Below are 13423 nucleotides of genomic sequence, written 5' to 3'. Positions count from 1 at the left end.
TCACTTTAAAGAAAGCTACAAATAGTTACCCCCAAGAAATTGCGGGTGAGCCCTGACTTCTCTATAAATATATTATAAAGCAATAGCGCAAGTTACATTGAGTAACCTGCGCTATTGCTTTATAATATTTCAACTATTTCTTATTTTGATTTTGTTCCAAAGTTTGTAGAAACAACTTCAAGCTTGAGCACATACTCTGGATATACAGGGTTACCTTTGGCATCTTGTATAGTTCCTTTCTTGCCTCCTTTTAAACGTGCATAGCCAGGTTTTAAATCATGTTGTATACTAATAACATTGCTGGAACCATAGTAGCTATTACTTGAAGAAGAATCTGTGGTCACAAGTACTGGGATAAGTACGAATTTGTTCCATTCGCTTAAGTCTTCCCAATCTTTAATATTATTGACGGTTTCATCTTTACTATTTCCATCTAAATCGGTTATTTTGATTGTTATAGACCCCTTTTCATGTATTTCTTTCTCTGCTTTTTCCCTATCTGCTAAACAATCATTAATCATTTGAGTGATATTGTTGAATGTGTATTGAGTAAAGCTAGTTGTGGTGGGTCTAAATAGAGATGAAGTTATTTCATCACTAAGCTGGTTTTTTTCAAAGAAACTGTCTTTGTACTTTTTACGTATTAATAAAACATTGCTAGGAGTCGACATACCAAACTTTTTGTCACTGGTTTCATTATAGATAGGTATTCCTAGTTTAACAGCATTTAGTATATCACTTTGACGCTTTTCTGCTGTTTGGTTAAGAAGTGAATCTGCTATTTGGCTAATAGGAAGAGTTATTTGAGTGAAAATCCCTGCTGGACTCTTTAAATAAGTCCACGTATCCTCATTAATGCATTTTTGAATGGCATCCTTATCATTGTCTAACTGATTAGCTTGAATTACTTCACGAGTAGTGGCAAAGGTACGATATCCATAATAAGTAGAGTCTTTAGACTCTCCTTCTTTTACTACTTTCTTTTCCAGTTTAACACCTGTAAGTGTATCAACTGCATAGCATTTATATACTACGTTCATTTGAGCTTGGTCTATGTAAAGCACAGTACCATCGCCGTAATCACTCTTTACATAAATTCCCTTAAAAATCTTTCTAAACTCCTTATTGTCAAAATTGACACCTAACTCGTTGGCTCTTTTAATAATTTCTTTTCCAATTTCTTTAGCAGCTTTATCTCTGAAAGAAACGTGTACGCTGGGAACATATGTACTAAGTTTACGAATGGAGTCTTTTACTGAAAGATCAACAGCTGTATAAGCTTTCGTTCCTAATAGACTGTTATCAGTATTTGCATCGTAATAATCCTCTGGAGTAATATCTGTATAATAGGCGTTCTTTGTATCTAAATTTTCATTTAATGCATAGACACTTAAACGGCAAGCTGTTAATGAGTCTCCAAAGTAACTGCTATACCACAAATAAAGCTCAATAGTATGAATGTTGCCTATGAGTTTTCTTTTTGGATCATTTATATTATCTGTATTGTATATTCCAATAGCGTCGTCTCCAAGCCCAGCTTCGTCTACCATTATATTGGTAGCTTTCTTTTTATCGTTAAGAGCAGTACCATTGTATACTCCAGGGAATGTCATTCCTGACGGACAGTTGAGTTCTGCTAAGAAACCTGCCTGATAAGTTCCGAATGTTTCATCAGTGAACTTACCTACATACCCCACATTAGTCATTGCATATATCTTACCGGCATGAACGGATTCTGTAGTCACATCAAAGGTAGATAGCTTTCCATTGATATTCTGGTCGCTTCCCGGAAACATTCCCAATCCCAGTCCGGCAGTGTTATCATCACAACCCCAAAAAGTGATTGCCAGTAAAGCTATTAAGGCGTATTTTGCTTTCATGATCGTCGTATCTTGATTTTTTTTATTCTTCTTCGTTTGCAGTAGCATCCCATACCTGATCGTAGAACTCGTTGCAGGCATCTGCATAGTTTTCCGGGTTCTGGTAGTCAAGTACCAATTTGCCAGATTGGCGGGCATATTCAATAATAGACTCGTCTACTTTTTCGCTGTTTTGTATGACTCCATCCGAATAATCAACGGCGAGTTTGCATAGAGCAGCATAGTCTACCGGCTCTTTCAAATCACCTAAATCTTTTTTGGAAATACCTTTCAGCATCAATTTGGCTGCGAAATCATCGCTAAGTGTATTTTTGAAGTCATCTTCATAAACAGAGAATACCACTTTGGCATCGCGGAAAGAAGGTTCGTCTTTATAGGCTTTCTTTATATAAAGAGGAGCTAAAGCTGTCATCCAGCCATGACAGTGAATGACATCAGGACACCAGCGAAGTTTTTTCACTGTTTCCAATACGCCGCGTGCGTAGAAAACGGCACGGCTATCGTTATCATCATATTCTACACCATTTTCGTCCGCTGTCTGCATACGATTCTGGAAATAATCATCGTTATCGATGAAATATACCTGCATGCGTGCGGATTGGATAGATGCAACTTTTATAATCAAGGGGTGGTCAGTATCGTCGATGATCAGGTTCATACCGGAGAGGCGGATCACTTCGTGCAGCTGGTTTCTGCGCTCATTGATATTTCCCCATTTAGGCATAAAGGTTCTGATTTCACGGCCTTTTTCTTGTATCGCCTGTGGAAGGTTTCTACCTATATTGGCCATTTCGGATTCTGAAACGTAAGGTGTAATCTCTTGAGTAATAAATAAAACTTTATTCGCCTTTGTCATAATAACAATAGTTCACTATAATATTCTGCAAAGATACGAAAAAAAAGACACATTAAATAAGATATTCTTTCTTTATGTGGCAAATATTAGTTTATTTTGCAGAGTTTTTGCAAACGAGTAAAACATAAACCAATTGACGAAAATGAAAGTAGTGCACACTATCAAGGACTTACAGGCAGAATTGACTGTCTTGAGAGCCCAAGGTAAAAAGGTGGGACTGGTTCCTACAATGGGTGCTTTACATGCGGGACATGCATCTCTGGTAAAGCGCAGCGTAAGTGAGAATGGTGTAACTGTTGTGAGTGTTTTTGTGAATCCCACACAGTTTAACGATAAAAACGACTTAGAGAAGTATCCGCGTACATTAGATGCAGATTGCCGTTTGTTGGAAGAATGCGGAGCAGATTTCGCTTTTGCTCCTTCGGTAAGCGAAATGTATCCGGAACCGGATACCCGTCAATTTAGCTATGCACCATTAGATACGGTGATGGAAGGTGCTTTCCGTCCGGGGCATTTTAACGGTGTTTGCCAGATTGTCAGCAAACTGTTTAATGCCGTACAGCCGGACTGCGCATATTTCGGGGAGAAAGATTTTCAGCAGTTAGCAATTATTCGTGAGATGGTTCGACAATTGAAATATAACCTTGAAATTGTAGGTTGTTCAATTGTGCGTGAGGAAGATGGACTGGCATTGAGTAGCCGGAATAAACGTTTATCGGCAGAAGAACGTGAAAATGCTTTAAATATTTCCCGGACCTTATTTAAAAGTCGTAACTTTGCAGCCACTCACACGGTGAGCGAGACGCAAAAGATGGTAGAAGATGCAATCGAAGCTGCTCCGGGCTTGCGCATGGAGTATTTTGAGATTGTAGATGGAAACACATTGCAGAAAATTAGTAATTGGGAGGATACTTCCTATGCAGTTGGATGTATCACAGTATTCTGTGGAGAAGTCCGGCTGATTGATAATATTAAATATAAAGAATAACTAAAAAGACGAAACCTTATGATGATTGAAGTGTTGAAGTCGAAAATTCATTGTGCACGTGTCACAGAGGCCAATCTGAACTACATGGGTAGTATCACGATTGATGAAGACCTGTTGGATGCTGCAAACATGATTGCGGGAGAGAAAGTGTATATCGCTGATAATAACAATGGTGAACGCTTTGAAACCTACATTATCAAAGGTGAACGCGGTTCGGGTAAAATTTGCCTGAATGGTGCTGCTGCCCGCAAGGTGCAACCGGATGATATTGTTATAATCATGTCCTATGCATTGATGGATTTTGAGGAAGCCAAGTCGTTTAAACCGGCTGTAATCTTCCCCGATCCTGCGACGAACAAAGTGGTAAAGTAGAAAGTATCTTTGATATTTGAAATAAGAAAAGCCCCGTTTACATTTTGTAGACGGGGCTTTTCTTATTTTATTTTTATGCCGGGGGACGAGTGATGTTCCGCCCACGTGTGAGTTGGTTTTAGCCCACCTGTTAATAAGCGGCAATTAGTTACCGGCGTTTGCCTTCAATTGTTCATTCATGGCGGCAGCGGCTTTACGGCCATCGCCCATTGCCAGAATAACAGTAGCTCCACCGCGAACGATATCGCCTCCTGCATAAATCATAGGGATGGAAGATTCCATGTTGTCATCCACAGTGATGGTTCCTTTTCGTCCTAGTTCCAGTCCTTTGATGGAGCTTGGAACAATAGGGTTAGGGGATACTCCGACGCTGACAATTGCCAGGTCGATATCAATTGTTTCTGTTGCTCCCGGGATGGCTACAGGACTACGACGTCCGGAAGCATCCGGCTCGCCTAATTCCATCTTTTGCAAAATAACCTGTTTTACGCAACCTTGTTCATCAGCAATATATTCGATCGGATTATGTAGTGTAAGGAATTCAACTCCTTCTTCTTTAGCATGTTTTACTTCCTCGATACGTGCAGGCATTTCCTCTTCCGAACGGCGATAGATAATGATAGCGCGCTCTGCACCAAGACGTTTGGCAGTACGAACAGAGTCCATCGCTGTATTACCACCACCGATTACTGCTACGTTTTTACCGAAAGCTACCGGAGTGTCCGAATCTTCACTGGCAGCGTCCATCAGATTAACGCGAGTGAGGTATTCGTTGGACGACATGATATTGATGGAATTCTCTCCCGGGATATTCATAAAGTTAGGCAGCCCGGCGCCGGAAGCCACAAATATTCCTTTGAAACCTTCAGCTTTCAAGTCCTCTACGCCGATTGTTTTTCCTACGATACAGTCTTTGATGAAGTTAACACCCATCTTGCTAAGGTTCTCGATTTCTACGTCTACAATCTTGTTTGGCAAACGGAATTCGGGAATACCATATTTCAACACACCACCAATCTCATGCAATGCTTCGAATACAGTTACATCATATCCATATTTAGCCATATCTCCGGCAAATGCCAATCCTGCAGGTCCCGAACCGATCACAGCTATTTTGATGCCGTTCTTCTCTGCAATGACAGGTACGGAGATTTGCCCGCTTTCACGTTCGTAATCAGCTGCGAAACGTTCCAGATAACCGATAGCGACGGGCTTTTCATTCATTTTTAAATGAATACATTTTGATTCGCACTGTTTTTCCTGTGGACACACACGACCGCAAACAGCCGGAAGCGCACTTGTTTCTTTCAATGTTTTAGCAGCTTCAAGAAACTCTCCACGTTCGATATTCTTAATGAAGCGAGGAATATCAATACCTACCGGACAGCCTTCCATACATCCCGGATTAGCACAGTCGAGACAACGTTTAGCTTCTGTAACAGCCTGTTCTGCTGTTAATCCTTGATTTACTTCCTCTTTACGGCTGTGTGAACGATATTCAGCGTCAAGCTCGTTCATTTCTACACGGGGAATGGCTGTACGTTCTTTCGGTTTCATTGATTTGCGTAATTCCTGTCTCCAGGCTGCATTACGGCTTTTCTCGTCGATTTCTTTGGTTGCTTCACATTCCGGTTGCAGTTTATGCATTTCTTCGCGCTCGATATTTTTGAACGCGCCCATACGTTTCAGCATTTCATCAAAATTCACTTGGTGACCGTCGAATTCAGGACCGTCTACACAAACGAATTTAGTCTTTCCTCCTACAGTGATACGGCAAGCACCACACATACCAGTTCCATCCACCATGATGGTGTTCAATGAAACATCAGTCGGAATTTCATATTTCTTAGTCAGCAAGCAAACGAACTTCATCATGATGGCAGGACCGATAGCGAAGCATTTGTCCACTTTCTCGCGTTTGATAACTTCTTCTACGCCTTCTGTCACCAGACCTTTACGACCGTAAGAGCCGTCATCTGTCATGATAATTACTTCGTCAGAGCTTTCACGCATTTCTTTTTCTAAAATAATCAGGTCTTTGTTGCGTCCGGCCAGTACAGTGATAACACGGTTGCCGGCTGCTTTCAAAGCCTGTACGATAGGAAGCATCGGAGCTACGCCTACACCACCACCAGCGCAGACTACTGTTCCGAATTTCTCTATATGGGTAGCTTGTCCGAGCGGGCCTACTACGTCAGTGATGTAATCGCCTTCATTCAGTTCACAGAGACGGGTAGAAGAAAGCCCGACTTCCTGCACTACCAGAGTAATGGTACCTTTTTTGAGGTCAGAACCTGCGATAGTCAATGGCATACGTTCTCCTTTTTCACCTACACGCACGATGACAAAGTGTCCGGCCTTACGGGATTTAGCAATTAAAGGAGCTTCAATTTCAAATTTGAATACTTTTTCAGAAAAGCGTTCCTTGCTAATGATTTTGTTCATTATCTAATTAATTTGTTGTTTTTATTACGTAACTGCTATCAGAATGATATAAATTTTGGCAAAGATACAGCTAATTTACGAAATATAAAAGAAAAGCCACTCTTTTGATGAGTGGCTCTCTGTATATGGGTACTTTTATTAGTCTGTCATGCCAAGTCTTAGTCTATCATGTCAAAGCCGCAATACGGAACCAATGCTTTCGGAATTCTGATACCTTCCGGAGTCTGGTTGTTTTCGAGTAGGGCAGCAACGATACGTGGCAGTGCTAATGCTGAACCGTTCAGTGTGTGGCAGAGTTCGGTTTTCTTTTCTGCATTACGGTAACGGCATTTCAGGCGGTTGGCCTGGTAAGTGTCGAAATTGGATACGGAACTTACTTCCAACCAACGCTTCTGTGCTTCAGAATATACTTCGAAGTCGAAACAAAGAGCAGCAGTGAAACTCATATCTCCACCGCAAAGACGGAGAATGCGATAGGGGAGTTCCAGTTTTTGCAACAGTCCTTCTACATGGTCCAGCATTTCCTGATGAGATTGTTTAGAATGCTCTGGTTTGTCGATACGAACCAATTCTACTTTGGAGAACTCGTGCAGACGATTCAGGCCACGTACATCTTTACCATAAGAACCTGCTTCGCGACGGAAACATTGTGTATACGCACAATTCATTATAGGCAATTGTTTCTCTTCCAGAATCACATCACGGTAGATATTAGTTACGGGAACTTCCGCTGTCGGGATCAGGTATAAATCATCTACTTCACAATGATACATCTGTCCTTCTTTGTCCGGAAGCTGTCCGGTACCATAGCCGGAAGCGGCGTTGACTACTGTCGGCGGCATGATTTCGGTATATCCGGATTTGCGTGCTTCATCCAGGAAGAAGTTGATAAGGGCGCGTTGAAGTTGTGCTCCTTTACCTTTGTATACAGGGAAACCCGCACCTGTGATTTTTACACCCAGGTCGAAGTCTATTAAATCATATTTCTTTGCCAGTTCCCAGTGGGGGAGTGCATCTTTAGGAAGTTCGGTTTCCATACCTCCCATTTTTTCTACGACGTTATCTTCGGCACCTACGCCTTCCGGTACGCTGTCATAAGGAATGTTGGGGATGGTATAAAGTACATTCTGCATATCCGTTGCAGCCTGTGTCATGGCAGCATCCAGCTCTTTGTTGCCTTCTTTTAGTTCGGCAACGCGGGCACGTGCAGTTTCTGCTTCCTCTTTTTTGCCTTCTTTCATCAGTTGACCGATGGTGCGCGAAAGTGAGTTAACCTCTGCCAGGTTTTTATCTAATTCATTTTGTGTGCTACGTCTCTTGTTGTTAAGAGCGATCACCTGATCGATCGTTTCCTTTGCATTCTTGAAATGCTTCTTTTCCAGTCCGCGGAGTACCGCCTCTGTGTTTTCTGTAATTTGTTTAATGGTAAGCATATCTATACTTTTTATGAAAAACCTTTTTTTAAGTCTACAAAGATAGATAAAAAAATAAACGATATTACACTTCTGTTATATTTTGGCAATAATAAGGATGGAAAAAATGAAAAATATCCATGAGGTGAATATTTGAATGTTAAAAAGGCGTATACTTGTCAGGCGATAAAGTATGTTTTGATATAAAAAGAAAGGAGATACAATCTTGTGGATTGCATCTCCTTGTCTTAACTATTTTCAGTCCGGATAATTATGCTTCTGTTGCAGGAACGATAGAAACATATCTTCTATCTTCTTTACCTACTTTGAAATTAACTGTTCCGTCTACTAAAGCGAAAAGAGTGTGGTCTTTACCCATTCCGATGTTTTCACCCGGGTGGAATTCAGTACCTCTTTGACGAACGATGATGTTACCTGCTTTGCAAGCTTCGCCACCAAATATCTTAACGCCTAATCTCTTGCTCTGTGATTCGCGGCCGTTCTTAGAACTACCGACACCTTTCTTATGTGCCATTTCTTCTTACTTTTTAATTGATTAAGCTACTACTTCTGTAATTGTTAATTCAGTGAACTGTTGACGGTGACCGTTCAGTTTTCTGTGTCCTTTTCTTCTTTTCTTGTGGAAAACAAGAACTTTGTCGCCTTTAACCAAGTTTGAAACAACCTGGCAAACAACTTTAGCGCCTTCTACGGTAGGAGCACCTACTGTAACGTTTCCGTCTTTGTCTACCAAAAGAACTTTTTCAAATTCTACTGTTGAACCGTTTTCTGCACCTTCGATGTGGTGAACGAACAACTTTTGACCAGCTTCTGCTTTAAACTGCTGACCGTTAATTTCTACAATTGCGTACATCTTATATATAATGTATAAGTTAGCTCCGGCGGGTGGTCTTTAATCACTTAAAGAGCTCTTTATCGAACCCGTTGCGGAATAATCGGGCACAAAAGTACTATTTTTATTCGTTCCAGACAAATATTTCTTTTATTTTTTGCAGGAGATAAAATGATTACAGCAAATAAATGAGCATTTTAACCCTCATTGCAGCTATTGGACCAACTCTCCCAAATTCTGCATAATGATTTTGTGTGGATAAATGCGAAGTTCCTCGGCTGTTGTCATTCCATTCAATACGCCGGCAAAATCTACTCCTGCATTTCGGGCCGTTTCAGCATCTACCGTGCTATCTCCGATATACAAAGTTTCTTCGGGTGTACTTCCCAAATGTTCCAAAGCAAATAGTACCCCTTCCGGTGAAGGTTTCGGTGCTTTTACATCTTCTCCTCCCACAACTATATCGAGAAAATCTTTTGGCAGATATTCTTCCAGATAACTCAATATTCGGAAGCGATACTTGGTAGAGATAATTCCGACGCGGGCACCCCGTTTCTTCAATTCTTTCAGTGTAGATAATGTATCAGGAAAAAGACGGGTATTTACATTCATGTGTACATCAGCTTCCAGTCTGTATTCCTGCCGGAAAGATTCTAACTGTTCCGGGTCGGTAATTCCGGTAAGGATACTGAATGATTCTTCCAGTGTTTTGCCGATCGTGCGCTTGATAGCTTCATCGGTAACGGTTAAATACTGGTGCCGGGTGAGCACAATTCTGAAACATTTAACGATACCACGCGACGAATCGGCTAATGTATAGTCGAAATCGAATAAATAGGTTTTGTAGTTCATTGGGGAAAACTTTTCCGCAAAAGTACTAAATACTTTTCTTATTTCACAGGTTCTACTGTGTATCCTTGGCTTTTTAGTAACTTTAATAATCCTTTTTCTCCAGGAAGGTGCAGGGCGCCTACCGCAACAAAAGTCGGAGCGGCTTTCATGATAGCCGGTAATTTTTCAGCCCATATTTTATTACGGTTGTAAATAAGGGCATCTTCTTCGCTGGGAAGTGCGTCGCATTGATTGCCTTTGCGCTCTTCGCTGATTTTGAACATAGTGTTCAAATCCTGTTTCATGTAAGCGTTCGTGAGCTTTTTCAGGTTTTCTACTTCTGCTTCTATATTATTAAGAGTGCACATGAGTAGCTGTGCTTGTCGTTGTAGTGAACTACCGTTGAAAAGCAGGTTGAATTGGAATTCGGCAGTTTCCAGACCGTCCACCTTTTTTCCGTTTTGGGCGGCTTGGCTTTGAAAGAACGTGTCGAGTTGCTCTTGCGGGTTGAACTTTCCTACATGTTTTACGTAAGCCATTACCACTACATTATTCAACAGGAAGGCAGGTTTTAGTTTTGGAGCCATATTTAAGTCTACCATCAGGTTTTCTTTGCAGAATTTGTTAGCAGTCTCAAAGTCTTCCGGAGAAAGGAGGGAGGTCAGAGTGGTATCACTTTCAATCATCATTGCTTTTTGCATCTTTCCCATGGTGGCGGGCGACTGCATTTCCGACATTTTCAGTTCTCCATATACCTGTTGCGTTTCATTCATCGCTTTTTGAAGTCCGGCAATGCTGTCCATGATGCTGAATGGTGCCAGGTGATGAGTACCTATGATGTAGGACGGTTGAGTTAGTCCGTTACCGGACACTTTCCATAAAAGTTGTGCATTGGCACTGAATGCCACACAGATAAATATAACTGCTCCGATGAATGATTTCATAATTTTATATCATTAGAAGTTGATAATTAACGTATTCTGCCTCCGCTTATCCAGTGTTTGGTATAATAACTCTCGTTCAAGTTGCTGACGATCACTCCTTTACTGGTACTGGAATGAATGAACTTTCCGTTTTTTAGATAAATACCCACATGAGCTACTTTCTTTTTTGAACGGCTACTGGTAAAGAATACCAAGTCTCCTTCCCGAAGGTTTCGCTTAGCGACCTTATTACTTTCTTTTTTCAAGTCCTCTGTATTGCGTGGCACTTGGGTGCGGTATACCTTTCGATACACTTGATAAACCAGCCCCGAACAATCTGTTCCTCGTTTAGAATCACCCCCACCACGATAAGGAACCCCTATCCAGTCGGCTGCTTCGAGATAGAGCTTATGATTATCTTCCAGATTGACATCTACACCTAATAAAATAGAAGCTCGTGCCAATGCTTGATAGTCCAGCCGGGGAGCGGAAGTGCGACAGGAACTAAATATAGCAGCCAGCCCAACTAATAGATAGATAAATTTTAATTTTGCCTTCATCAACTGTATCTCAATCATAAATCATAAATCATAAATCACAACTCATAACTCATAAATCTCCCTCACTCTTCTGCTACATTAAAATAATCCTCCAGTTCTTTTTCTGCGGAGTTATCTTCGTTGATAATATCCCGGATGATGACCCCGTGTTCCAGTAAAGCGATCCGTGGACATACATCTACGGTATGATTGAGGTTGTGACTGGATATGATAACCGTAGCCTGATGCTCCTCGTTGTATTTCTTAAGCAGATGTTTGATGATTGACTGCGAACTTGGATCAAGGAAATTGAACGGTTCATCCAAGATTAATAATTGCGGATAATGAAGCATGGCGGAGATAATTCCGATCTTTTGCTTGTTACCGGCAGAGTAGTTGCGAATTAATTTTTTGTGTCCGATCACTTCTCCGCTCATAAAGCGTTCGAAAGGGATAAGACGTTCGTCTACTTCTTCTTTCTTGAGCCCATACATTTTCCCGATGAAATAGAAATATTCTTCCGGAGTGAGATAATCGATCAGGAAGCCATCGTCGATGAAAGCACCGGTAATGCTTTTCCAGTCTTCACTCTGGCTGACATCAATATCATTTATAATCACTTTTCCATCGTCTGCTTTCAGCAGATCCAACATCAATCGGAAAAGAGTGGTTTTACCGGCACCGTTGTTACCCACCAATCCGAGCATATCGCCTTGATTGATTTCGTAATGTTCTATGTCTACGGCAACCTTTTCACCGAAATTCTTTTTAAGTTTATCAATGGTAATCATGATCTTCAATGTTTATATAGTTAATGATTCATGAACGTTTATTGGCGGCTGTCTCTGAAGCCTTCCATATTTTCGTACCGCCGTTTCATGAAGCGATGATATACATTTTTTATCCATAAAGGAGAGGTCAGGGTAAATCCGAGACCAATCACTAACAGGATTGTGTAAGTGATTGTTTCTCCCAAAAGTGCATTTAACAGGCTGTATAAGATAAGCGGTACGCCGAAAGCACCGAAATTGACCAACATCTGTATGGCGCTATTGTTTTGTCGGCTTGTCACTTTTTCGTTCAGAGGTACTGTCTGTTTGTTGTAAACAGCCAGTTGGAAGAAGCAGAAATAGATAAAGCCAATGGTATAGAAAAACCAGGCAAAAGCACCCAGTAAGGTAAGTTTGTTCATGATGATAGCGGGGATCATCAGTATGAAAGGTATAATCTCACCAATACTATATGTGTAATATTTAGCTTTCAGCAAACTCATAATCGATTCTTTGCGAGACATCAGACCATCAATGTAGTTGCCCTCGAATGACATTATCTGTGAAAGGATAATCATTCCGAATACGGCAAAGTTGTACACACAAATAAAAGAGGTCATGAAATTACCGTCATAGACACTGGAAAAGCTAAGTGCAACGGAGAAAGCTACAATTACGATAGAGATATTGCGTAGTGCACCTTTGCAGCGGCGGTTGCGTAGGAGCATTTTTAGTTCCAGCCGCATATATTCGCCCACTTCTCCGTAGCGTTCGAAGAATTTATATTCGGAGACGTGTTTTATTTGGGTATCATCCACTTTGGCTAGCTCTGCATAAATAAGCCCGGACATGATTTTGCGGTTAATCAGCCATAAAAGCACAATTACAAGTATGGTGCCGAGAAAATAGAAAATGTTTCCCTGTATATATCCGTCTCCCAGATCCATGAAGAAATAGAAGAGGGGACTATCTTCGGGAATAAAAAGAAGGCAGCCTATTCCACCGTAGAAAGCGATAGGTAATAGAATCCACCAAATACGTTCGTTGATAAGAGTGCGGCAAAGCAAGTACCAGTAATTGTTGGCAATAATTAATAGCAGGATACCAATAAGATAGGTGATAACACCGGAGATACCGAAAAACTTGGTAATAGTGATGAAGGAAAAAGGGACAAACAGAAACAACCAGAACAGGTTGAACAGACTTAGTCCCGAGCGGATCAGTAAAAAGTCGATGACACGAATTCGTTTAACCGGCAACAGGAGGTAAGGTTTTACCTCCTGTGTCGGTGTTTTTTGTAACGGAACACGCAACAGGAAGTCCAGTGCCAGGATAAAGATCAGAACCACTGCGTTCATTACATGATATGGTTCCCGATTGGGAACCATATCTGAAAAACCGAACGCGAATGTCGTACCGAAAAATATCAGGTAACCGGCCCAAAATGCGCCCATGACATAACCGAGTATTTTAGCAACTTTGTTCTTTTCATACATCGGATGCCGTTTGGCGGCGAGCCTTCCATGTTTACGTAATTCGTTGAATATCATCATT

13 protein-coding genes are annotated in these 13423 nt (G+C 41.1%); 2 read left to right on the top strand and 11 right to left on the bottom strand.

Annotation, left to right across the window (positions count from 1 at the left end; all coding sequences use genetic code 11):
* Positions 1 to 140: 140 nt before the first annotated feature.
* Both DW862_RS09980 and DW862_RS09975 read right to left on the bottom strand, forming a co-directional pair.
* Positions 141 to 1880 (bottom strand): DUF4270 domain-containing protein, encoded by a 1740-nt coding sequence (locus tag DW862_RS09980; RefSeq protein WP_004316706.1) that lies wholly within the window; start codon positions 1878 to 1880, stop codon positions 141 to 143.
* A 22-nt stretch (positions 1881 to 1902) separates the two neighbouring features.
* On the bottom strand, positions 1903 to 2736 hold the full coding sequence (locus tag DW862_RS09975) for a glycogen/starch synthase (protein WP_004316705.1): 834 nt from the start codon (positions 2734 to 2736) through the stop codon (positions 1903 to 1905).
* Positions 2737 to 2878: 142 nt separating this feature from the next.
* Between DW862_RS09975 and panC the strand changes: the two genes are divergently transcribed.
* Positions 2879 to 3724: a pantoate--beta-alanine ligase gene (gene panC / locus DW862_RS09970; RefSeq protein WP_004316703.1), complete on the top strand. Its 846-nt coding sequence runs from the start codon at positions 2879 to 2881 to the stop codon at positions 3722 to 3724.
* A gap of 18 nt (positions 3725 to 3742) precedes the next feature.
* Positions 3743 to 4096 carry an aspartate 1-decarboxylase gene (panD, locus tag DW862_RS09965; RefSeq protein ID WP_004316702.1) on the top strand — a complete coding sequence of 118 codons (354 nt, stop codon included), beginning with the start codon at positions 3743 to 3745 and terminating at the stop codon, positions 4094 to 4096.
* Between the two features lie 144 nt (positions 4097 to 4240).
* On the opposite strand, the gene DW862_RS09960 is transcribed toward panD, so the two are convergent.
* From DW862_RS09960 to DW862_RS09920, 9 genes are all read right to left on the bottom strand, one after another.
* Positions 4241 to 6541 carry a bifunctional dihydroorotate dehydrogenase B NAD binding subunit/NADPH-dependent glutamate synthase gene (locus DW862_RS09960; RefSeq protein WP_074910206.1) on the bottom strand — a complete coding sequence of 767 codons (2301 nt, stop codon included), beginning with the start codon at positions 6539 to 6541 and terminating at the stop codon, positions 4241 to 4243.
* Between the two features lie 158 nt (positions 6542 to 6699).
* The gene (gene serS, locus DW862_RS09955) at positions 6700 to 7974 is read right to left on the bottom strand and encodes a serine--tRNA ligase (protein ID WP_004316699.1); all 1275 of its coding nucleotides are present in this window, start codon (positions 7972 to 7974) and stop codon (positions 6700 to 6702) included.
* A 250-nt stretch (positions 7975 to 8224) separates the two neighbouring features.
* Positions 8225 to 8488 (bottom strand): 50S ribosomal protein L27, encoded by a 264-nt coding sequence (rpmA, locus tag DW862_RS09950; protein WP_004316697.1) that lies wholly within the window; start codon positions 8486 to 8488, stop codon positions 8225 to 8227.
* 21 nt (positions 8489 to 8509) lie between these two features.
* Complete coding sequence (gene rplU, locus DW862_RS09945) at positions 8510 to 8827, bottom strand: 50S ribosomal protein L21 (protein ID WP_004316691.1); 318 nt, start codon at positions 8825 to 8827, stop codon at positions 8510 to 8512.
* Between the two features lie 192 nt (positions 8828 to 9019).
* Positions 9020 to 9658, bottom strand: a complete 639-nt coding sequence (locus DW862_RS09940; RefSeq protein ID WP_004316690.1) for an HAD-IA family hydrolase — start codon at positions 9656 to 9658, stop codon at positions 9020 to 9022.
* Positions 9659 to 9696: 38 nt separating this feature from the next.
* A complete protein-coding gene (locus DW862_RS09935) occupies positions 9697 to 10581 on the bottom strand; it encodes a TraB/GumN family protein (RefSeq protein ID WP_004316688.1) in 885 nt (294 codons plus the stop codon).
* Positions 10582 to 10607: 26 nt separating this feature from the next.
* Positions 10608 to 11138: a C40 family peptidase gene (locus DW862_RS09930; protein ID WP_004316687.1), complete on the bottom strand. Its 531-nt coding sequence runs from the start codon at positions 11136 to 11138 to the stop codon at positions 10608 to 10610.
* Positions 11139 to 11182: 44 nt separating this feature from the next.
* Complete coding sequence (locus tag DW862_RS09925; RefSeq protein ID WP_004316686.1) at positions 11183 to 11890, bottom strand: ABC transporter ATP-binding protein; 708 nt, start codon at positions 11888 to 11890, stop codon at positions 11183 to 11185.
* A gap of 38 nt (positions 11891 to 11928) precedes the next feature.
* The gene (locus tag DW862_RS09920; RefSeq protein WP_004316684.1) at positions 11929 to 13422 is read right to left on the bottom strand and encodes a DUF5687 family protein; all 1494 of its coding nucleotides are present in this window, start codon (positions 13420 to 13422) and stop codon (positions 11929 to 11931) included.
* Between the last annotated feature and the right edge of the window lies 1 nt (position 13423).

The sequence above is a fragment of the Bacteroides sp. AM37-9 genome (genome assembly GCF_003603455.1).
GTDB classification, from domain to species: domain Bacteria; phylum Bacteroidota; class Bacteroidia; order Bacteroidales; family Bacteroidaceae; genus Bacteroides; species Bacteroides xylanisolvens.
Note: the sequence above shows the minus strand (reverse complement) of the source record. Positions and strands in the feature narration are given on the sequence as shown.